This is a genomic window from Bacillus sp. FJAT-49711, assembly GCF_018343715.1.
Classification (GTDB): Bacteria; Bacillota; Bacilli; order Bacillales; family Bacillaceae_C; genus Lederbergia.
In genome coordinates, this window is the sequence record NZ_JAGYPL010000003.1 from 38,923 (window position 1) to 59,827 (window position 20,905).

The window sequence follows — 20,905 nt, forward strand, 5'->3', positions numbered from 1 at the left end:
TTACTTTTGAGGGGGTTCTACTTCTATTTCGCCGCCAAACAACTTTTCTTTTGAAAAACCCCTGCCAAGTATTTCAGATGCGTTTAGAAAAATAACAAAAGAAGTCGGTTCTTGTTCTTGAAGAACTTTCTTTAAATACACAGCTTCCGACTGCTCAACAACGCATAAAATCATCGTTCTTTCCTTATTCGTGTATCCACCAAGGGATTTCACTTTCGTTAGGCCACGATCTATCTCTTCGCGAATAATGCGTTGAATCATTTCTTCTTTTTCCGTTATGATCAGCACGAGTTTAGTAGGAGATGTTTGCAACTGAACAAAATCAATGACTTTACTTGTCACATATATAGATATCATTGCAAATAAAGCAAGCTCCAGATTGAATATAAATGCTGATGCGGTGACCACAATTCCATCGACGAGCAGCTGAGAAAAACCGCTCGATAACCCTGTGTATTTTTTTAATAACTGCGCTATCATCGCTGTTCCGCCAGTAGAGCCCCCACCACGATAAACTATTCCGAGGCCGACTCCAAGCATAATCCCCCCATAAATCGCACCCAGCATAGGTTCTTTAATATGAAGATCCATCCCTTGCGATAACCAAATGGAAAACGGAACAAAAACAGTGCCTACTAATGTCTTAGCACTAAAATCCTTCCCCAAAATGAGCAGACCAATAATAAATAAAGGTAAATTAATGCTAATCTGCACGAGTGCAGGGTTCCAGCGAAATACTTCAAATAAAAGGGTACTGATACCTGAAACGCCGCCAGCCGCCAGCTTAGATGGAAGTAAAAACATATTATATGAAAGACCTACGAGGGTTGCCCCAAACATGATTTGCACATATTCCCATACTCTCATATTTCGAGATTTTCTCTTCATCACTTTTACACCTCTCTCTTGATTGCCATATTAATTTTAGCAAAAAAGAGAGGATTTACCCTTTTTCTAAAAAGCAAGATATTTTAGATTCGATAAAAGAGTTTCGTATTTTCATATAATCTTTTATACATGAATGAAAGGTCTTCATTTTTAAGCTTTGAAATCATCTTAACTGATTCATGAATCATAGCTGGGTGGGTCATCTTTCCAGAAAATTCCCCTTCAAAGCGCCACGGTCCATCCGTTTCTACCATCATTTGCTTCAATGAATAATTGATTACGAGCTGCTTGATTTCTTCTTCGTATAAAACATCGGGCGTAACGGAGATAAAATAGCCATTTTTCAACATACGTTCAATCGTAAGCGGATCCCCTTTAAACCAATGGAAATGAGCCCTCTTAATATTATGCTTTTCCAAAAGATCACATACGACGGGGGCATCATCGTAAACTGCATGAAGTACGACAGGCTTGTCCCATTTTTTTGCAAATTTTAAAAACTCATTTAGTAAGTCTATGTAAGGTTCTAGTGATATCGTGGGATTCTCGCTACGCAAATAATACGGCAAACCAATTTCTCCGACAGCTGCCATCTCATCTCGGTTTTCTGACATCCAGTCTAAAAGTGCAGCCACATCACGATCTGAAGGTATTTCCTGTTCAGGGTGAAAACCAAATGTTGGCTTCACTTGAGAATATTGTTTCGCCAACTCCAAATTTTTCTTGCAAGACTCCAAATCAAAAGAAACAGATATCAGATTAGAACAATGAGTTTGGTCCAATTCCTCCATGATCAAACTGATTTCTTCTTCCTTATAGTGGTCTAAATGAATGTGTGCATCGATAATTCTCTTCATCCTTATGCCCTCCCCACTGCCTGATAAAGTTCTTTTTTCAGCTTTAAAAATTCATCCCTTAATAATAAATCATTCACTCTTGGACGTTTGAAAGGGACGTTTATCTCATGAATGATCTTAGCTGGATTGCTCGATAATACGATAATACGATCTGAAAGAAACAACGCCTCATCGATATTATGTGTCACGAATAAAATCGTCTTTTTAAATTCTGCCCAAATGGACAGAAGCCATTGGTGCATTTCAAGTCGAGTAAAATCATCTAATGCGGAGAATGGCTCATCCAGACATATCAATGATTGAGGACTTAGTAAAGCTCTAATAAATGCGACACGTTGTTTCATCCCGCCTGATAATTCATTTGGCAGCGCATGTTCATAACCGCTTAGACCTGCTCTGGAAATCATGGCCACTGCTTTTTCAACGTCTTTTTTCTCATGTAATTCCTGCCCTAGCAATACATTTTCCAATACGGTTCGCCAAGGAAATAACGCGGGTTGCTGCGGCATATAGCTAATAAACCCACGTTTGCCAGTTATATGTTTTCCGTCAAGCATGATCGAACCTTCATCGGGAGCGAACAAGCCGCCAATTAAGTGAAATAATGTACTTTTTCCACTGCCAGAAGGACCTAAGATTGTGACAAGTTCGCCATCCCGTACTTTTAGGCTCATATCTTCCAATACTTTGCGTCCATTAAAGCTTTTGGATAAGTGATTAATATCTAGAATTCCCACAATGTCACGCCTCCCTTCGCCACTTAACAAGCCATTTCTCACATAAAGAGATGACACCAAAAAACACCAAGCTGAAAATCATAATGATAAAAATAGCAACAAAAACACGCTCCGTGCGAAAGGATGAGGAAGCGAGTGTCATATACACGCCAATACCTTTCTTCGCTCCTAGCCATTCCGAAATTACCGCTCCCATCACACTGTATGTAGCGGATATTTTCAAGCCCGAAAATAAAGAAGGTAGTGAGTTAGGCCATTCCAATTTTGCAAACATTTGTGTTTTAGAAGCACCTGCCATCAGTAAATAATGTTTCATTTCAGGTGGTGTGTTTCGAAAACCTCCGAGTGCGGCTATCGTAACAGGGAAAAAACATACGAGAGTAATGACAATAATTTTTGGCAACATTCCAAAGCCAAACCAAATTACAAGCAAAGGTGCCAATACGATAATTGGTACATTTTGCGAAAGAATTAAGAGTGGATAAACAGCTTCCTGAACTTTAGGAAGTAGGTGCAATAGAATAGCAACAAGCAACCCAACTGAACACCCGATAATAAATCCTCCTATCGAAAGTCTGATAGTAGATAATAAATGCTCAGCGAAACGATCGAATCCGATGATCATTTCTTTCAATATTGCTGTAGGGGCAGGCAATAGCCAACCTGGAATATTGACGATTTTAACAACCATTTCCCAAATAAAGAGTAAAGAAAGGAGCGCCAACGCAGACCTCCATCCTTTCATAAAAGCTCTCATCAGCTGTATTTCTCCGTCAACTGGTTCATCGTAATGCCAGTAGGCTGGTATAAAATTTTCACTTGAGAAATGACATTGCTGCTGCCCATTGCGATCATTCGTTCATTCATTTTTTCTATCACTTTCATTAACTCAGTCAATTCGCCTTCCATCGTCGTTTCGAGAGGATGAACCTCGTATTTTACTCCTGATTCATCAATCACTTTGATTGCTTCATCTACATATGGAATAACACTTTCTCCATTTTTGGTTTTCGGGATGATCTGTATGCTGATTAGTGAGTTTGCCATTTGCACTTCCTCCTATTTGGGTAAAAATTCATTCGTATATGCTTTTTCTACATCCATTTCTTTTTCAAGAAGTCCCTTTTCGAGCATCCAATCCATATAATTTTTCCAGACTTCTTGTTTTTGCTCTCCCCAGCGAGCTGCATCATCCTGATACTTTGAAGCTAGCCATTCCTGACTTTTCTTCACAAGCTCAGGGTCAAGATCAGGAACATCTTTTATTAAAATATCAGCAGCTTCGTCAGGATTATCGATTGCAAATTCATAACCTTTTGAAACAGCGGCCATAAAAGCTTTTACCGTATCTGGATTATTCTCAATCATTTTCTCATTCGTTGAAATAACCGGTGTATAATAATCCAGTTTATCCGAGTAATCTGTCAAATAAATCATATTGATTTTTTCACCGCGAAGTTCAGCTTCGACTCCGGTCCACGCATAATAAATCCATGCAAAATCAATATCTCTTTTAACAGCCGTGAAAAAGTCAGTATCTCCCATATTCACAATTTCCAGCTTGTTAATATCAGCATTTTCTCCATCCATGAGAGACGCGAGCACAGCTTGTTCAACTGGCGCACCCCAACCACCATATGTTTTCCCTTCAAAATCTTTCGGGGAAGAAATATTTTTCTCAACTGGTGAAGCAAACCCTGAAGTATTATGCTGGATGACCGCTCCGATTGACACAATTGGAACATCCTGCACGCGAGCTTCCGTAATACTTTCCTGATAGCTTATCCCAAATTCCGATTTTCCAGATGCAACCAAATTATCGGCACCTGCTTCTCCAGGCATGATAATGTCAACATCCAGCCCTTCATCTTTAAAATATCCTTTTTCTTTTGCCACGTATAAACCCGTATGGTTTGTGTTTGGTGTCCAATCCAACACGACTGTTACCTTTTTCAAACCGGCACTGTCTTCTTTTTTCGCGCCCCCACAGCCTGTGAGCAACATTAAAACAAGCAAACTAGTTAACCATTTTTTCATTCTACTTTTTCCCTCCGTTACTGGAAAGCGAACCTTAAAAACGAAAAAGATGCCCAAGGTTAAGGAACCTGGGCATCTGAAAGAACATTCATTATGTATGAATGAATTCATGTTCCCTTCGCTGGTATGAGCCAGAGCAGGTTCAAAGGGTCAGCATCTAACGGATGCACTCTCAACCGGCCACACCGGTACCCCCACATTCCATATGATTTTTTCATTACTAGTATAGCAGAGTTACTGTTTATCGCAAAATATTTTCCATAGCTTGTTCCAATATAGGATATTCAAATGTGTATCCATTCTGCTCAGCTTTTTGAGGTATCGCACACTGTCCACGTAAAAGCATCTCACTCATTTCACCGAGCAATAATTTCATTGCGAAACTTGGTACTGGCATCCAATGCGGGCGATGAAGCACCCTGCCAATCGTTTTACCAAATTCTTTATTTTTTACTAGATTCGGTGCCGTCACGTTAATAGGACCAGAAATAGATTCGTTTTCAATCGCAAAAAGCAATAATCCTGCCACATCGGCTTGATGTACCCAAGGGATCCATTGATTACCTGTGCCAACAGGACCACCTACTCCCATTTTATAAGGGAGTGCCATAAGGGGAAGTGCGCCTTCTTTTCCAAGAACGACGCCTAACCGAGCAAATACAATACGAACACCTAGCCTTTCTGCTTGTGCAGCTTCTTCTTCCCATTTCCTTACGACGCTAGCTAAAAAATCACTAGCTTGCGACTTTGATTCTTCCGTAAAAGTTTCCACATCTGACATTCCATAATAGCCGACTGCTGATCCGTTTACGAGCACCTTTGGTTTGCGATCTAGTTTTTCTATGAGTGTAACGATTTCTCGTGTAGCATGAATCCGACTTTCAATAATCCGTTTCTTTTTCTCCTTCGTCCATCTGAACCCATTAATGGATTCACCAGCCAAGTTTATGATTGCATCGACATTTTTCATATATATTTCCGGCTCGCTATTTGGATTCAACCATTCTACTGCTCGTAAGCCATTCGATTCAAAAATCTTTTCTTTATTTCTAGTTAGGATCGTTATTTTATGTCCTTCCTTCAAAAGGCGTGCTTGAAGTGCTTTTCCAACAAACCCGCTTCCCCCTGCAATGACAATGTGCATTTCATTTGCACCCTCCCGCTCAATCTCATTACCAAAATCATACAGTATGTATGCGCATTCAACAAGATGAAACAAGATGGAAAATGTATTGGTGATTATAAATATACTTTTATATGAATAAAAATGTACTTGATTTAGGAGAAAACATGTTTTATTATTTACCTAATGATTATTAGGTGGTGAATATTTTGACTAAAGACAAAATTTTGGAAGCGGCGATTCATCAGTATTCGCTACATAACTATCATGGGGCGACGATGGAGAAAATTGCAAAAGAGGTTGGAATCAAACCCGCCTCCATTTACTTTTTCTATAAAAACAAAGAATCGTTATTCGCAGCAGCGTTTCAAAAGTTATTGGAAAGTCATTTCGTACGCATGCAAACTATTTTGGAGGAAGTACGCGAAAAACCAGTCTTGGTCATTTTCGCAACGTTAATGAAAGGGACAGTCGAATACCATAAGAGCAATATGAATGAAACGAATGCGTATATTTCACTCGTCACATCTCCACCGGCAGAAATTAAAAAATTCCTTCATGATCATATGATTAAGTTTGACACGTGGATGATCGAATCTTTACATCACCTAATTAAACGGGACTTTCCCGAAATATCTGATAAAGAAACGATTAACTTAACAAGACAATTTATTTTATTACTGGACGGAATTTTTTGGGAAATTAATTTATACGATGATGACGAATTGTCTATGCAAATTGAACAAGCTTTACACATTTTAGAGATATTATTAGGGGGAAATAAAAATGCAAAATGATTACGCAAGAGAAGCAGTCCCTGAGAGTGAAAGAAAAAAATGGTTATCCATCAGTCTCGTCTGGATTGCAGTAGGAATTGACTTATCTGCCATGCTATTTGGGGCAGAGCTTGGAAATGGAATGAATTTTAATGACGCGTTGCTGTCAGTCATAATCGGGTCTGCCATATTGGGAGTACTCGCAGCTTTTTGTGCTTACGTAGGTGCCGTTACGGGACTTTCCACTTCGATGATTTCGAGGTTTACATTCGGAATTTCCGGAGCAAAATTTGTTTCCTTCTTTATCGCAATTTCATTATTGGGCTGGTTTGGAGTTCAAGCCGGATTTTTCGCTGAGAACGCATCTGCAGCGATTAAAGGGGCATTGGGTTTAGAACTTCCTATGCCACTGCTTGCTGGGATTGGCGGGATCTTAATGATGACGACCGCCATTATTGGATACCGTGCGATTGAAAAACTTAGCTCTTGGTCCGTCCCTTTACTATTAATTCTTGTTATTTTAGCTGTTATTTTAGCTATTAAACAATTTGGTCTTAGTGAGCTAAAAGCACCTGTCGATAATGTATTTTCATTTGGTATGGCGATTTCTCTTGTTATTAGTATTTTTGTAACAGGGGCAGTCATTTCTCCAGACGTCTCCAGATGGGCAAAAACAAAGAAAGATGCCGTGTTAGCTTCCTTCTTTGGCTTCTTCTTCGGAAATAGCTTCATGATTATTGTAGCAATGATTTTATCTAGAATTATGGACGAAAGCAGTTTAACGACGATTATGATTACAGTCGGACTAGGAATACCAGGAATATTAGTACTCATTCTTGCACAATGGACAACAAATACGAGCAATGCTTATTCTTCCGGATTAAGTCTTTCTGTCATTTTTACTCGTACAAATAAAGCAGTCCTTACCTTAATTGCAGGTTTAATTGGAACATTTCTCGCTGTACTTGGAATTTATGATTATTTTATTAATTTCTTAAGCATCATGACATTGTTTATCGCTCCGATTGGTGGAGTTTATACAGCCTATTACTATATTGGCGGAGCAAAGCTTTTTGATACTTTAAACGACAAAGCATTTAAATTCCTGCCGTTAACGGCTTGGGCTCTTGGTACATTGATCAGCTGGTTTACAACAGAAGCCCCAATAGGTCTGGAGCTTTTCACGTTTACAACGATCCCATCCTTGGACAGCTTTGTAATTGCATTTATCTTCCAAGCAATTTTCATACTAATCTTTAAACAACGTGGACAGAAAGGTGCGATCTAACATGAAGTGGTTGAATGAAGAAGATATTGAGAATATTGCTATCGGCGCCGCGGTTCTTGGAACGGGCGGCGGAGGAGATCCGTATATCGGAAAAATGATGGCTCTCTCTGCCATTAAAAAATATGGTCCTGTACAAGTGATTACTGTTGACGAATTAACAGATGACCAATGGGTGCTTCCTGCATCAGGAATGGGTTCGCCAAGCGTTTTAGTTGAAAAAATCCCTTCATTTGAACAATTGGCCGCTCCTTTAAAAGCTTTTGAAAAAGTAACTGGTAAGAAAACAGATGTTGTAATGCCGATTGAAATTGGTGGAGTTAATTCACTCATCCCTGTTGCGGTAGCTGCTATGAACGGCATTCCCATTTTAGACGGAGATGCGATGGGACGAGCTTTTCCTGAAGCGCAGATGGTTACCTTCCATTTAGATGGATTAAAGCCGGAATTTGTGACAATTGCGGACGAACAAGGAAATACAGTAACAATTGAACCTGCAGATGGATATTGGAGTGAAAAGTTATCTAGAAATGTAACAATTTCAATGGGTGGATCCTCTATTGTTTGTGATTACGGAATTTCTGGAAAGCAAGCGAAGAAAAGCGTCATCCCTGGAACGTTATCATTAGCTAGACAAATCGGTGCACTTTTGAAAGAACAGCGGACCGCTTCTGTTCACCCTATCGTTCAGATGTTGGATATTCTCGGCGGATTTAAGCTTTTCAAAGGAAAAGCCATGCATATAGAGCGTGGAATTCAAGGTGGTTTTACTCGTGGTGAAGCCCATTTTGAAGGTATTGATGAAAATGCAAATCAGTCCTGCACGTTGTTCTTCCAAAACGAGCATCTTCTTGCAGAAGTGGACGGAAAACCAATTGCGATGGCACCGGATTTAATTGCCGTGTTGGATGAGGAAACAGGAATGCCGATTACGACGGAAGGATTGAAGTATGGCGCCAGAGCGGTCATCGTCGCTTTCCCTTCACATGAAAAATGGCGTACTCCGATTGGGATTGAAACGGCCGGGCCGCGTTATTTCAAATACCCATACGATTATATTCCTCTAGAAACACTAGTAAAGGAGCATTCATCCAAATGATTAGACTCGGAATAGATGTAGGCGGAACGAATACTGATGGCGTCATTTTAAATAGCGAAAATAAAGTACTTGGAAGTTCCAAAACAGCAACAACAAAAGATATTTTCACTGGAATCCAAAAAACTATCAAAGCACTTTTGGAAACAACACATATCAATGCTGATGAAATAAAAGTAGCGACACTAGGGACAACTCATTGCACGAATGCGATTGTTGAAAGAAAAGCTTTAAACAAAGTTGGGATCGTCCGAATTTGTTTACCCTCTGGATCAACGGTTCCTCCACTATTAGGCTGGCCGGAAGATTTAGTTGAGAAGCTTGAAGCCGTGACAGTGCTTGTCCACGGAGGATATGAATTTAACGGGTCACCGATTTCTCAGCTTAACTTTGATGAATTAAACCAAGTTGCAGAACAATTTCGCGGAAAAGTTGATTCCATCGCAATTTCAGGTGTATTTTCTCCTGTTTTGGGTGATCAAGAAAAAGAAGTTGCAGCCTTCTTCGAAAAAGAATTGTCAGGTATTCCAATTTCTTTATCTAGTGAAATTGGGACAATTGGGTTGATTGAAAGAGAAAATGCGACTATTTTAAATGCCGCTTTAATGTCTACCATTAGCCATGTGACAAAAGGTTTTGAACGAGCATTAAACGACGAGGGAATCAACGCAAGCATTTATCTCGGACAAAATGACGGTACATTAATGACGAATAGTTTTGCCCAGAAGTACCCTATTTTCACAATTGCTTGTGGACCAACTAACTCGATTAGAGGTGCAGCACACTTATCCCAAGAGCCGAATGCGATTGTTGTGGATATTGGTGGTACAACGACGGATATTGGTGTTTTATCTAATAGTTTCCCACGTCAAACTTCATTAGCTGTAGAAGTAGGCGGCGTCAGAACAAACTACAGGATGCCGGATATTTACTCCATCGGTTTCGGCGGCGGAACTCGTGTATTTCTTGAAGGAGATTCATGGAAAATTGGACCTGAAAGTGTCGGATATCAATTGACTGAAAAGGCACTTGTGTTTGGCGGCGATGAATTGACAACAACGGATGTTGCGATTGGCGCTGGGTATATGGAGATTGAAAATACGGATGTTACACGAGTTGCCGATACTCCATGCGATAAGATTTATCCCGACTTCGTGAGCATGGTTGAAAACGCAATTGATCGTATGAAAACTAGCTCCGAAGATCTTCCAGTTGTTTTAGTTGGAGGCGGCGCAGCACTCATGCCTGAAACATTAAAAGGGGCTAGTCGAGTCATTCGTCCTGAACACGCAAGTGTCGCAAATGCCATTGGCGCGGCACTTGGTGATATTAGCGGGACGGTAGAAAGAATTTACACGCTTGAAAACCGAAGTCATCAAGAAATTTTAGAAGAAGCTAAAGCGGAAGCGATTCAAACTGCGATTGATGCTGGAGCTAACCGAGACAAAATTGACATTATCCAATTAGAAGATTTTCCTCTCGCTTATCTGCCAGGAAACGCTATCCTTGTAAGGGTGAAAGCTGCAGGACCACTTTTTGTATAGAAATACGGGGCGTCATCATTTGCGTAATGATGACGCCCCGTTTTTTTATTTAACCAAAAAATAAATCGAGGATATTTAATCCTGTAGATGACTGCTTATTTTGAACCTCTCACGGCTAAAGTCGTAAGATTCCTAGGTACAGAAACCCATTGGCTTCTAATGGATTAGGCTATCCCCACAGTTCCTGCGGTTAATCGCAATGCTTCATTGCGAAGATTGATACTTGCGTTAAGATCACGTTGATGAAGGCATTCGCATGATGGGCAAGTCCACTCACGCAACGCAAGATCCTTAACGGCTTTATGTTTATGACCACAACGAGAACAAAGTTGACTGGAAGCAAAATTCCTTGCAACAAAGACTACTTGTTTTCCGTACCATTTTGCTTTATATTCCAACATCGTTCTGAATTGTGACCACGATACTTCACTGATTGCCTTTGCAAGATGGACATTTTTAAGCATCTTTTTTACAGCTAAATCTTCCATCCCAATCAAGTCGTGGTTTTTGACAAGATGGGTGGAGATTTTATGCAGCATATTCTGCCGTGAATTCGTGATTTTTTCATGGATCTTGGCGACTTTCACTCGTTGTTTATGCCAATTGGTGGAGCCTACTTGTCGCCTGGATAGGACGCGTTGGGCGTTGGCTAACTTTTCCTCTAACGCGCGAAAAAACGTTGGATTTTTGTATACGGTTCCATCTGATAGAGTGGCAAAATCTTTTAATCCAACATCGACCCCTATAGATGAACCTGTTTTGAGTAGGGGCTGTATATCCACTTCAACAAGAATGGAAACAAAATATTTACCAGCAGGGTTCCGCCGGATGGTGGCATTGATGATTCGCCCATGAACTTCTCGACTTTCCGCAAAGCGTACAAGTCCCAGTTTTGGGAGTTTTATATGTTTGCCCAACACGGCAATATTTCCATTTACATATTTCGTTGTGTAGGATTGAACGGGATTTCTTTTTGACTTAAAGCGAGGCTCATCATTTTGCTTTTTGTAATATCTTCTATAGGCTTCATGGACGATTTCAACTGATTTTTGCAGGGCGATGCTGTCTATTTCTTTCAAGAATGGATAGTGTTTCTTCAACTCTGGAAGAGCTTTAATCGACTTGTTTTTGTGGAAGAATTCTCCTTTCCAGTTGTTCCTAGGGAGTTGTCCGTTTTGAACCATTTCCTCAACCATATGCCAATAGGCATCTTTCCCTTTTTGTTTTCCTACAAAATAATTGTAAACAAATCGGCAGCAACCGATGGTTTTGGCGATTAGGACTTCTTGTGTTTTAGTGGGATAGATTCTGAACTTATAGGCTTTGTTCACGATCAAAGGATGCTCACCTCACCTTCTGATTTTGAATGTATTGCCGAATCTGGGTTTCTGTCTGTTCGCTAACGGTTGCGACAAAATAAGAAGGGTTCCAGAGATGACCACCCCAGAGTGTCCCTTTTAACTCAGGGAACTCTTTAAATAGCAATCTAGCTGAAACTCCTTTTAAATGCCTTGACTATCGGTGGGATAGAATGTTGGGGAGTGCAGTCTACTAAGAGATGAAGATGATCTTGATCGCTCTCTATGTCCAATATAGTAAAACCATTATCCGCTGCAATCTTATGAAGAAGTTCTTTTAACCTTACTTCAACATGGTTTACCAATACTTTATGACGATATATTACACACCATACAAGATGATATTGGATCGTGTATACATATCCTCTTGCTTTTTTTATTTCTGCCATATCAGTCACCTCAGATATCAGTGTACCATATGTTAGCACCTTTTTGTGATTGAGTTACGATTATACATGGTCTATATACACTTTGTATTTTTGCATATGTCAAATCGTTAACGTGACATGAGACACGCCCGATGGAAGCCGACTCATCTCATGATTGAAATCACAAGTGTTCTCGGCTATATCATAAAACTCGGAGTAACCACAATTTTTACAAAATACAACAGTGAATTGATTGTGTTGAATATCAAACATTTTAGATAATCCCGTTCCAGTCATGGCGACATCCTTTGTTCCTGCATCATTACTTCCACATTTTATACACCCTTTGCCAGGCATATTTGTTCTCCTCTCCAACCATCCCGTTTTTTGTATATTAATACGGTGAAACTTTGAAAAGGTTTCGGTGGGGAGGTATCAAAAAGAAATATTGGATTCATCGGGATTAGAAATAGTGGTTAGCGTGTATATAATGAATCAGTTTATTTTAAGGAGGAAAGGGAAATTATATTATGAATCGATTTATATATAATCACAGATTAATAGGTTGGATAGCGAGTGTGGCTATCGTAGTATTTGGCGAAGGTGGTGCCAAATACTTTTTTATTTAACTAATATGGGGTTGTGTTTTCCTTCTTGATAACAATCCACATATTTTTACTGTTGGTTTGACAGATCCCGAAACGGGATATAGTAATTTCACAAATACAACTCTCTTTTTAGGTATGATTTTTTATAGTTATTAGTATTAATGTTTGATTTAACATTAAGGAGGGGCTGAAATGGAAGATATGACAATTCCAATTACTTCAAGAAAAGACAAAAAGATGGCACCGCTCCGCCCATCCATTTCCATTCATAACATTTATGGTGATGGATTCATTTACAATTCAAAGTTATATTCGGAGGACTATCAGCATTTTTCAAAAGATATACTGAGCTTAGAAGCGTTGACCGGCAGAGAGATGACCGTTGTCGAAGATACACCGGTTATTTGTCATGAAGCAACAGCTACAAAACCTGCATTACGGTTGCTTGAAAAAGCTGGGCTGCATATTCCAAACAAGCTTTATACCTACCGAACAGAAGACGAATACTTAGCATTGTTGTCTCATCTGCAACACAATCACAAGAAATTAATTTTCCAATATCCTCACCCTAACCATGTAGCATCGTCTGAACTATTTTGGGTGGATCCCAAGATTCTCACTTATTTGTGTGATAAACGGAGTATCCCACATATAGTTCCGGTAGAACATGTACCTAAAAGAAAAATGATGAGTATTAAGGAAATTATGCAAAGGATGCCGAAATTGCCTTTCGTTTTGAAAACAGGTGATGGCCGCCCTACCTCAGGAGGATATGGTGTTTTGCTTGTAACAGAGGAGAAGCAGCTTCATGAACTAGGAAATGAATTTGGGGATTTATCAAATCTTATTGTTGAGGAATTCATTCCTAATGAGAAAAACGTATCTGTCCATTATTTTGTAGACAAGGAAGGGAAAATTAGCTTTCTTGGCAAATCAGAACAAATGGTGAACAAGGACGGCTACTTTCAGGGGAGCTGGATTACAATTGAGAAGGAAGAATATATGGCTCCCATCGTCAGAACGGGATATAAAGTCATGGGAAAATTGGCAGAGAAGGGCTACATTGGTGTTGCGGGTTTCGATGTGCTTATAAGCGATGAAAACTATTATTTTATCGATCTAAATATCCGCTTTAATGCTTCCACCTGCGGGCTCTTACTCTGCAGGGATATTTATCAAAATTACGGCAAGAAAACAGTACGGCTTACAAACCTTGAATGGAACGGCAATTTTGACCAACTGCTCTCTATTGTCGAAAAGTACCTTTTAAGAGAGCAATTTGTACCACTAAGCTTATTGGACGCTTCTTATTTTTCAATAGAAAAAAAGACTTCTAAGGTCGTTGGACTATGTATCGGTCATTCTGCATTAGAAGTAGAAAAGATCCTTAAGGAAATGGAAAAGGACAGCCTATTTTTAAAAGAGTAGAGCAGAGAACTACAAAATTAGCCAATGTTTTATCTTTTTAAGTCGCTTGCCTTTTTCAAAAGAATGTATCTGAAGCTAAAACAGCAAAATGCCTTTAGCTTCAGCCACTCTTTGATTAACTCTTTCTTCATCCATTATAATACAGGACTATATCTTCTAAAAAGATACACCATACTCCAAAGCTGTTTTTTTACTTTTTCTGTTTCGGAACTTCTTTCATGCCAATACCTTTATGATCCAAGTCGTTTTCAGCTACAAACTAGGTGATAGAAAACTCATATACACTCTTATTTAATTCAATACGTTTGACATAACTGCAACTATTTATTTCGGGCCATCTTCATTATTTTCTTAAACACAAAAATTGTCGCTATAATTGTAACCGCAGGAATAAAGACAGGTACTAAAAATATCATTGTCAAAAACGTAGAAACTTTATTTATGAAAATCTTTTTCGACTTCGCCCAACTAGATCCAACCAAAATACCTGCAATAAACAGCAGCCCAATCGTTACAGGATGAACTGTAATATCAAAAATCATTACTGCCCCCTCATTTGACTCGACACCCATCACCTTGTATATAAGGTCATAAAGCAAGTGTCCCTCTGTCGTTAAAGAAGTAGGTATATATATGTAATACAATATACAAAACGCCATTATTACAGGAGTAAATAATAGCATTTTCCATTCAATCTTTTCTTCCTTCTTTGCTGACTCCAGACGTTTCTCCTCCAGCAAAGTGTCAAAGCATCCTTGAGAACAACACTTCGCATATTGATGAACAGCACTTACTGATAGAGCTACCTGGAATTCTTTTTCACAAATTACACATCTCATACTGTCCCCCCGATCAAAGCAATCTCAGTATATTTTTTACGTTCGGGGACCTAAATAGTTTCAGCGAAAAAACTATATAAAGCGAGTCTCTACACTCAATTAAAATACTATCTTATAAAGATGGAATGGGGTATTTAGCAAGGTCCTTCTGTTATCAAGCAAGATCGCATGCTTTATACGAGATAAAAAAGTAAATATAAACGAGTAAATGTTTAAGACACAATATAGCAAAATCCCCGCAAACCTGCGGGGTTGTATTTCTATTGGCAAAGTTTTTCTAATTAAATATTGTTCTTAATGCAGAGTTGTACACTTCTTGAAAAGAGACACCATATTTCAAAGCTGCTTTTTTCACATCTTCATATTCTGGAACTTCCCTAATAACCTCTCCTTTTCTTATGGCCTGTTTAATTCTGATTTGGCCAAATGGTGTTTCAGCAGTTGTTATTTTCCGATCTAAAATACTGCGAAACCACGTATTTTTTCGAACACCTAGTGTTGTCGTTTCATTAAATAAGATTTCAGTCAGTTTTGCCTCAAGGTGCTCCGGTGCAAGGACAGTGATCAATGTTCCTGGGCGATTTTTTTTCATACTTATAGGTGTGTAATAAACATCAAGTGCTCCTTCGTTCAGTAACTTTTCCATTGTATAGCCGAAAGCCTCACCCGTCATATCATCCATATGACATTCGAGTATTGTAATCGTTTCTTGTTTTCCAACGATATGTTCATTTCCATTTCCCTCTAATAATTCGCCAACCATCACTCTTAATACATTCGGACGGCCTGGAATATTCCTTGTACCAGCACCATAACCGATCGAGGATATTTTCATTGCCGGCATTGTCCCGAAGGAATCTGATTGGCTGACAATTATTCCAGCTCCCGTCGGCGTTGTTAATTCGTAAGGTAAATCGCTTGGTGCTATCGGGACATTTTTCATCATGTCGAGTGTAGCTGGTGCCGGAACGGGATATACACCGTGGGATATACGGATTTCCCCTGACCCTAATGGCACATGGGACGTAATAATTCTTTCAATTTCTAATTCTTCTAAAGCGATGGCAGTTGCAATTATATCTACAATTGAATCGACTGCTCCCACTTCATGAAAATGGACATCCTCAATCGACATATTATGTATTTTTGACTCTGACTTCGCAATTGGTGCAAAAATTTGTTTGCTCCGTTCCTTCACCCGGGAAGTTAGCTCCGAATTATCAATAAGCTTAACGATATCCGCATATCGACTGTGATGATGATGGTGCCCGCCGTGTGAATGGTCGTGGCTATTATGGTGGTGTCCGTGATGCGAATCGCCACGATCATGGTGATGATGCCCGTTATCATGACTGTGTTCGTGGTGATGCACATGATTTGTGTGGCCGTGGCCATGTTCATGATGGTGATCGTGATGATGATGTATGTTCCCGTCATTCGTATGATGATGATCTTCATGTGAATGATGATCGTGTTCGTCATGTGAATGTCCATCATGGTGATGTGTGTGTTCATGGTGATGATGGTCATGATCATGGGAATGTTCTTCATCAAGGATTACATCAAATTTTATCGAACTAATTCCCTCTTTTACGACCCTCGTGCACTTAATTTCATAACCAGATACATTGATCTTCTGTAATTCCCTTTCAATTTTTTCAGGAGACGCTCCAGCATCAATCAAAGCACCTACCATCATATCGCCGCTAATCCCTGAAAAACAATCTATATATAAAGCTTTCATCTGATTTCTCCCTTCCCCGTAAACGCCTTTTCAACTGCTGCTTCTATCGTATTTGTTAAGGTCGCAGCAAAATAGCCTGCCCCAAAACCATTATCTATGTTTACTACTGAAACTCCACTTGCACAGCTGCTAAGCATAGCAAGAAGTGCTGCTATCCCGTTCAAACTAGCTCCATATCCAACGCTAGTCGGAACGGCAATGACAGGCTTGGATACAAGTCCGCCAACAACACTTGCCAATGCCCCTTCCATTCCAGCCACGACAATAACAACGTTTGCATTTTCTATTAAACATGCCTTATTTAACAATCGATGAATACCTGCAACACCAATATCATAAATTCGCTCCACTTTATTTCCCATTAGCTCAGCGGTAATGGCCGCTTCCTCAGCAATAGCTAGATCGGAAGTTCCCGCACAGACAACTGCAATATAGCCTTGTTTCCATTTCTCTTGGAATTTCGTATGAATCCAGTGAAAGGTACGTGCCGATTCGTGATAATAAAAAGTTTGATCAGGGTACTTTGAGCGCAGTTTTTCCAATACAAAAGTAGCTTTTTCAAAGCTAACTCTTGTTGCCAATACTTTATCATGGTGTTCCATCAGCTTAGAAAAAATCCCCAAAATTTGTTCACTCGTCTTGCCTTCTCCATATATAACTTCCGGGAACCCCGTTCTCGCCTCTCTCTGCAAGTCCAGTGTGGCATAACCCAATTCTTCTTGGGGTTTCAGTTTTTCCATCGCATCTTGAACGGAAAGTTCGCCGTTTCGTACAGCTTCTAAAATATGTTCCATTGAGTTCTTCATATAGACGCCTTCTCTTTTAAAACTTCATTCATACTTCCTGATCGGTATCCTTGTAAATCAAGGGTCACATAGGAAAAGCCGAATGTCTTTAATGCTCGAACAATTTTTTCGTGTAAGTCGATTACCTTTTTCATATCTTGTTGATCCACTTCGATTCTAGCAATTTGATCGTGATGACGAACACGAACTTGATATAATCCAAGGCCAAGTAGAAAATCCTCCGCTAAATCCAACTGATTGATTTTTTCTTTCGTGATTATCGTTCCATATGGAATTCTTGAAGAAAGACATGCAAAAGATGGCTTGTTCCACGTTCTCAAGTCCATTTCTTTTGAAAGCGTTCTTATTTCTTCTTTATAAAAATTCGCTTCTTGTAGTGGACTGCGAACACCTAATGCTCTTGCAGCTTGCATACCTGGCCGATGCTCTCCTAGATCATCCATAATCGATCCATCAACAATCGTGTAGCGATCACCGAACTCCGTCACTAATTCAAGAAGATGATTATATAATCCGTTTTTACAATGAAAACAACGGTTTGAATCATTTTTTACAAATTCAGCATCTGCCAGTTCATTGACCCGCGTTTCAATATGCTGGACTTGAAGCTCCGCGGCAAGACTTTTCGCCAACTGAAATTCACGATCCGGAAAGGTGTCGGACGCGGCTGTTACGGATAATAGCTTATCACCAAGGGCTTCCTTTGCAATGGCTAAGAGAAATGTACTATCTACTCCACCTGAAAAAGCAACTAATACATTTTCCATATCTCGTAAAATCTTAATAAGATTTTGCTTTTTTTCATATAAAATAGGATCCATACGCATCCTCCCACGCTTCTTTAAATATTTGCAATAATCGTTCATTCTGATTTTATCATTAAATCATGAAAAGAGACCATGTTTAGCATCTAAATGAATAAAACCCGTTCTAATTTCAGAACAGGAGAGTTTATTACTGTTTTAAGAACTTTGGAGCACCATCTGCATTCTTAATCCATATATGCTCATCACCATTTAGACCATCTTTTATCCAGATATCAGCTGTATTCTTCTCCGTGTTTTTACGAAGCCAAGTAAGATGAGGTCTGACAACTTGGGGATCTGCGTCTAGTTCATCCTTTGTTGGGAACGAGATTTGTTGTTGTTCTTTTGATCTTATATTGATTGCATAAAGTGCTGTAAACATCGTTGGAACAGGGCCTACCTTCCATTCCTTATTCTCTTTTGCCCGGGCGACAATTACCTCATCTGAAGAGAACCATTCCAAATCAAGGTCTACAAAACCTTTAGGTGTATATTCCTTCTGGTGCTTATAGGTAGGTATATCCACAATCGCAGTGTTCTTGTTGTCAACGAAAAATCTTCCTTCACCTGATATGTATGCAAGTTGATTGGCTGAGGGAGCCCACTTAAACCAGTCTTTATGCCAAAGCATTTTCCCTATCTCTTGGAATTTTTCTCCTTGTGATGAAAGAACACATAATGTGTTACTATCCATTGCAAAAGAAGCGGTAGGAATCGCTATAAAACTAACCCATTTCCCATCGAAACTCCACTTAAAATAATCCGCATCAATTGCAAACAGATCTGATGTATTCGTTTGTATCGTATAAAATGGCTTCATTTTATCAGCATTGAGATTTGCATCGACCGGAACTTTAAAAAGTGGAATCGGCCCCCATCCCGTAGGGCGTAATGCAGATAGTGAAGAAACAATAAAATCTTTTCCGTTTGGAAACCACTCAAAGCCGCTAACCCCTAATGCAACATTTTCAAATCCATGTGGGCGATCGTTCTTCATTTTCGTGACATTTAATAATCCTTGATCGTTGTAAGCCAATTGATTTTTTATTGGAGACCATTTAAAATCCGACGTTTCCACTCTTATATAAGGCTGGTAGCTTTCATTTTCCTTCGTATCATAAATGAATAAACTTGATTTTTCCCCTTGCTCATCACCATCAATATAAGCAATGAAGCGCCCGTCATAGGACCATTTCGGAGAATAAACATATCGGTTCTTTGTGATTTGTATTTCTTGATCTCCCTTCTTGATCCATAGCTGGTGATCACGGATAAAAGCAGCTGTGAGTGGAACTTCTGCACTAGCCAATGTTGGCAAAAGAAGATAGATAAAGACAAGCAGTAAAAAAATACGAATTCCCACGATTAATCCCTCCTACTTTTAGGTTGTCCTGATTAATCGTGGGAATTCGCTACAATAATTAGTGCTTAACTTTTTTAATTTTTTGTGGAATCCACTGTTTTTTTATATTCTTCGCTGTTGCTTTTCCCGGCTTGGAGTCCTCTATTTTTCCTTTTATTGTTGCTTGAATTTTATCGCCTATCTTATACTTCTCTGACTGTACATTTTCCAAGATGATAAAGTTGAAAATATAAGCATCAAAGTCTATCTCATCTATTTCATCTTTTAGCCATTCATAATCTATTATATTAAGATCTTCACCGATTAACAGAGTATTATCTTTCACTTGAAGCACATATCCTTGAACCGTCACTTCGGGATTTTCATTATGCTTTTTTTCAGATTGTTGAATTATATATTCTGCTATTTCCGTAAATTTGATCCCATCAGAACTTCGATCACAAGTAGACCAACTAAATTCACGGTCGCCTCCGTTTATATAAACCATTAAATTATAGTTCTTCACTTCCTTAGAGGGACACGACGTATTAAAATCTATTTCAGCCAAGTAGTTCGCAAAAACCAATTTTTTATACACTTCTTGTTTAACACTTGCTGGTAGGTTCAAGTCATTTTCCTTTGAGTCCTTTTTTACCGTATTAGTTTTCGTATTAATTTCGTTTTCCTTGTCCATCCCATATTGCAGTTGAAATTCAAATAAATCCTGTTGACTCATGTTGTAACTAATTTTCAAGATCTCGTCCATTCCTTTAAATCCTTTTTTACAGTCGACCGCGATATAGGAGGTGTTGGTAGGATTTACTTCCTCAATCATATTACCACAGCGATCGGTTGTTATTTCCCCGCTTCCAAATGCATCCCGAGTGCTATCATATTTCACTTCAAGATATTCTCCATTATATGCTAGATCTTTAACAATTGGGTCCCCCTCAATTGTGTAATGAACAATTCGCAAATCAGAAGAAACACCATTCTGAATATTGTCATAGAAACCCTTCATTCTTTCCAATCCCTCAATGCTTCCATGGCTATTCAGGACATCTACATTCTTTACTCCTTTGACAGATAGCTTGGTACTATCTTTAAATCCACTCGCTGTACTAGCACTATTCATCTTTTCACCTTTGCTTGTATTACATGCGGCTAAAGTAAAAATTAATAAGATTAGTAGATTAATAAACATCAGATTTTTCATCAATATTTTCACACCATTCAGAGGATATGTACGCTTAAACCCATAGG

General features: G+C 39.1%; 20 protein-coding genes, 1 pseudogene and 1 riboswitch. Of the genes and pseudogenes, 5 read left to right on the forward strand and 16 right to left on the reverse strand.

The features are described 5' to 3' along the window. The 7 genes from KHA96_RS14225 to KHA96_RS14255 form a co-directional block, all read right to left on the reverse strand. The gene (locus KHA96_RS14225) at positions 1-867 is read right to left on the reverse strand and encodes a YitT family protein (RefSeq protein ID WP_249315621.1); all 867 of its coding nucleotides are present in this window, start codon (positions 865-867) and stop codon (positions 1-3) included. Between the two features lie 104 nt (positions 868-971). After that, entirely contained in the window at positions 972-1,745 is a 774-nt protein-coding gene (locus tag KHA96_RS14230) for a TatD family hydrolase (RefSeq protein ID WP_213130007.1), read from the reverse strand. A 2-nt stretch (positions 1,746-1,747) separates the two neighbouring features. Then, entirely contained in the window at positions 1,748-2,482 is a 735-nt protein-coding gene (locus KHA96_RS14235) for an ABC transporter ATP-binding protein (protein ID WP_213130008.1), read from the reverse strand. A 4-nt stretch (positions 2,483-2,486) separates the two neighbouring features. Next, positions 2,487-3,227: an ABC transporter permease gene (locus KHA96_RS14240; RefSeq protein WP_249315622.1), complete on the reverse strand. Its 741-nt coding sequence runs from the start codon at positions 3,225-3,227 to the stop codon at positions 2,487-2,489. Positions 3,228-3,238: 11 nt separating this feature from the next. Continuing rightward, on the reverse strand, positions 3,239-3,529 hold the full coding sequence (locus KHA96_RS14245; protein ID WP_213130009.1) for an MTH1187 family thiamine-binding protein: 291 nt from the start codon (positions 3,527-3,529) through the stop codon (positions 3,239-3,241). Positions 3,530-3,541: 12 nt separating this feature from the next. Further along, on the reverse strand, positions 3,542-4,519 hold the full coding sequence (locus KHA96_RS14250; RefSeq protein ID WP_213130010.1) for an ABC transporter substrate-binding protein: 978 nt from the start codon (positions 4,517-4,519) through the stop codon (positions 3,542-3,544). A 96-nt stretch (positions 4,520-4,615) separates the two neighbouring features. Continuing rightward, positions 4,616-4,725: riboswitch (TPP riboswitch) on the reverse strand. 35 nt (positions 4,726-4,760) lie between these two features. Then, on the reverse strand, positions 4,761-5,663 hold the full coding sequence (locus KHA96_RS14255) for a TIGR01777 family oxidoreductase (RefSeq protein WP_213130011.1): 903 nt from the start codon (positions 5,661-5,663) through the stop codon (positions 4,761-4,763). Between the two features lie 188 nt (positions 5,664-5,851). On the opposite strand from KHA96_RS14255, the gene KHA96_RS14260 reads away from it, so the two are divergent. Genes KHA96_RS14260 through KHA96_RS14275 form a run of 4 tightly spaced genes read left to right on the forward strand, consistent with a single transcriptional unit; the run spans position 5,852 to position 10,343 of the window. Next, positions 5,852-6,439, forward strand: a complete 588-nt coding sequence (locus KHA96_RS14260; RefSeq protein ID WP_213130012.1) for a TetR/AcrR family transcriptional regulator — start codon at positions 5,852-5,854, stop codon at positions 6,437-6,439. Beyond that, positions 6,429-7,706: a cytosine permease gene (locus KHA96_RS14265; RefSeq protein ID WP_213130013.1), complete on the forward strand. Its 1,278-nt coding sequence runs from the start codon at positions 6,429-6,431 to the stop codon at positions 7,704-7,706. The genes KHA96_RS14260 and KHA96_RS14265 overlap by 11 nt, the downstream gene beginning before the upstream one ends. 1 nt (position 7,707) lies before the next feature. Next, positions 7,708-8,802 carry a DUF917 domain-containing protein gene (locus KHA96_RS14270; RefSeq protein WP_213130014.1) on the forward strand — a complete coding sequence of 365 codons (1,095 nt, stop codon included), beginning with the start codon at positions 7,708-7,710 and terminating at the stop codon, positions 8,800-8,802. Then, entirely contained in the window at positions 8,799-10,343 is a 1,545-nt protein-coding gene (locus KHA96_RS14275; protein WP_213130015.1) for a hydantoinase/oxoprolinase family protein, read from the forward strand. Before KHA96_RS14270 ends, KHA96_RS14275 begins: the two co-directional genes overlap by 4 nt. A 164-nt stretch (positions 10,344-10,507) precedes the next feature. Here KHA96_RS14275 and tnpB read toward each other — a convergent pair whose 3' ends face one another. The 3 genes and pseudogenes from tnpB to KHA96_RS14290 all read right to left on the reverse strand — a co-directional run bounded on the left by tnpB (position 10,508) and on the right by KHA96_RS14290 (position 12,426). Further along, positions 10,508-11,680 carry an IS200/IS605 family element RNA-guided endonuclease TnpB gene (tnpB, locus tag KHA96_RS14280; RefSeq protein WP_213130016.1) on the reverse strand — a complete coding sequence of 391 codons (1,173 nt, stop codon included), beginning with the start codon at positions 11,678-11,680 and terminating at the stop codon, positions 10,508-10,510. Positions 11,681-11,687: 7 nt separating this feature from the next. Next, a pseudogene (gene tnpA / locus KHA96_RS14285) lies at positions 11,688-12,090 on the reverse strand (IS200/IS605 family transposase). 99 nt (positions 12,091-12,189) lie between these two features. Further along, on the reverse strand, positions 12,190-12,426 hold the full coding sequence (locus KHA96_RS14290) for a zinc ribbon domain-containing protein (RefSeq protein ID WP_213130017.1): 237 nt from the start codon (positions 12,424-12,426) through the stop codon (positions 12,190-12,192). 443 nt (positions 12,427-12,869) lie between these two features. On the opposite strand from KHA96_RS14290, the gene KHA96_RS14295 reads away from it, so the two are divergent. Further along, on the forward strand, positions 12,870-14,105 hold the full coding sequence (locus tag KHA96_RS14295) for an ATP-grasp domain-containing protein (protein ID WP_213130018.1): 1,236 nt from the start codon (positions 12,870-12,872) through the stop codon (positions 14,103-14,105). Positions 14,106-14,425: 320 nt separating this feature from the next. On the opposite strand, the gene KHA96_RS14300 is transcribed toward KHA96_RS14295, so the two are convergent. From KHA96_RS14300 to KHA96_RS14325, 6 genes are all read right to left on the reverse strand, one after another. After that, the gene (locus KHA96_RS14300) at positions 14,426-14,944 is read right to left on the reverse strand and encodes a hypothetical protein (protein ID WP_213130019.1); all 519 of its coding nucleotides are present in this window, start codon (positions 14,942-14,944) and stop codon (positions 14,426-14,428) included. A 277-nt stretch (positions 14,945-15,221) separates the two neighbouring features. After that, positions 15,222-16,688, reverse strand: coding sequence for a nickel pincer cofactor biosynthesis protein LarC (larC, locus tag KHA96_RS14305; RefSeq protein ID WP_213130020.1), 1,467 nt, complete (start codon positions 16,686-16,688; stop codon positions 15,222-15,224). Then, positions 16,685-17,494, reverse strand: a complete 810-nt coding sequence (larB, locus tag KHA96_RS14310) for a nickel pincer cofactor biosynthesis protein LarB (RefSeq protein WP_213130021.1) — start codon at positions 17,492-17,494, stop codon at positions 16,685-16,687. The genes larC and larB overlap by 4 nt, the downstream gene beginning before the upstream one ends. Beyond that, positions 17,491-18,315, reverse strand: a complete 825-nt coding sequence (gene larE, locus KHA96_RS14315; protein ID WP_213130022.1) for an ATP-dependent sacrificial sulfur transferase LarE — start codon at positions 18,313-18,315, stop codon at positions 17,491-17,493. Before larE ends, larB begins: the two co-directional genes overlap by 4 nt. A gap of 133 nt (positions 18,316-18,448) precedes the next feature. After that, positions 18,449-19,663 (reverse strand): translocation protein TolB, encoded by a 1,215-nt coding sequence (locus tag KHA96_RS14320; RefSeq protein WP_213130023.1) that lies wholly within the window; start codon positions 19,661-19,663, stop codon positions 18,449-18,451. 58 nt (positions 19,664-19,721) lie between these two features. After that, the gene (locus KHA96_RS14325) at positions 19,722-20,858 is read right to left on the reverse strand and encodes a DUF4362 domain-containing protein (protein WP_213130024.1); all 1,137 of its coding nucleotides are present in this window, start codon (positions 20,856-20,858) and stop codon (positions 19,722-19,724) included. Between the last annotated feature and the right edge of the window lie 47 nt (positions 20,859-20,905).

Excerpts from the sequence above, each read along its gene's own strand:
- KHA96_RS14225 (WP_249315621.1), bottom strand. The coding sequence starts at position 867 with ATGAGAGTATGGGAATATGTGCAAATCATGTTTGGGGCAACCCTCGTA.
- KHA96_RS14230 (WP_213130007.1), bottom strand. The coding sequence starts at position 1,745 with ATGAAGAGAATTATCGATGCACACATTCATTTAGACCACTATAAGGAA.
- KHA96_RS14240 (WP_249315622.1), bottom strand. The coding sequence starts at position 3,227 with ATGAAAGGATGGAGGTCTGCGTTGGCGCTCCTTTCTTTACTCTTTATT.
- KHA96_RS14245 (WP_213130009.1), bottom strand. The coding sequence starts at position 3,529 with ATGGCAAACTCACTAATCAGCATACAGATCATCCCGAAAACCAAAAAT.
- KHA96_RS14250 (WP_213130010.1), bottom strand. The coding sequence starts at position 4,519 with ATGAAAAAATGGTTAACTAGTTTGCTTGTTTTAATGTTGCTCACAGGC.
- KHA96_RS14255 (WP_213130011.1), bottom strand. The coding sequence starts at position 5,663 with ATGCACATTGTCATTGCAGGGGGAAGCGGGTTTGTTGGAAAAGCACTT.
- KHA96_RS14265 (WP_213130013.1), top strand. The coding sequence starts at position 6,429 with ATGCAAAATGATTACGCAAGAGAAGCAGTCCCTGAGAGTGAAAGAAAA.
- KHA96_RS14270 (WP_213130014.1), top strand. The coding sequence starts at position 7,708 with ATGAAGTGGTTGAATGAAGAAGATATTGAGAATATTGCTATCGGCGCC.
- KHA96_RS14275 (WP_213130015.1), top strand. The coding sequence starts at position 8,799 with ATGATTAGACTCGGAATAGATGTAGGCGGAACGAATACTGATGGCGTC.
- KHA96_RS14290 (WP_213130017.1), bottom strand. The coding sequence starts at position 12,426 with ATGCCTGGCAAAGGGTGTATAAAATGTGGAAGTAATGATGCAGGAACA.
- KHA96_RS14295 (WP_213130018.1), top strand. The coding sequence starts at position 12,870 with ATGGAAGATATGACAATTCCAATTACTTCAAGAAAAGACAAAAAGATG.
- KHA96_RS14300 (WP_213130019.1), bottom strand. The coding sequence starts at position 14,944 with ATGAGATGTGTAATTTGTGAAAAAGAATTCCAGGTAGCTCTATCAGTA.
- larC (WP_213130020.1), bottom strand. The coding sequence starts at position 16,688 with ATGAAAGCTTTATATATAGATTGTTTTTCAGGGATTAGCGGCGATATG.
- larB (WP_213130021.1), bottom strand. The coding sequence starts at position 17,494 with ATGAAGAACTCAATGGAACATATTTTAGAAGCTGTACGAAACGGCGAA.
- larE (WP_213130022.1), bottom strand. The coding sequence starts at position 18,315 with ATGGATCCTATTTTATATGAAAAAAAGCAAAATCTTATTAAGATTTTA.
- KHA96_RS14325 (WP_213130024.1), bottom strand. The coding sequence starts at position 20,858 with ATGAAAAATCTGATGTTTATTAATCTACTAATCTTATTAATTTTTACT.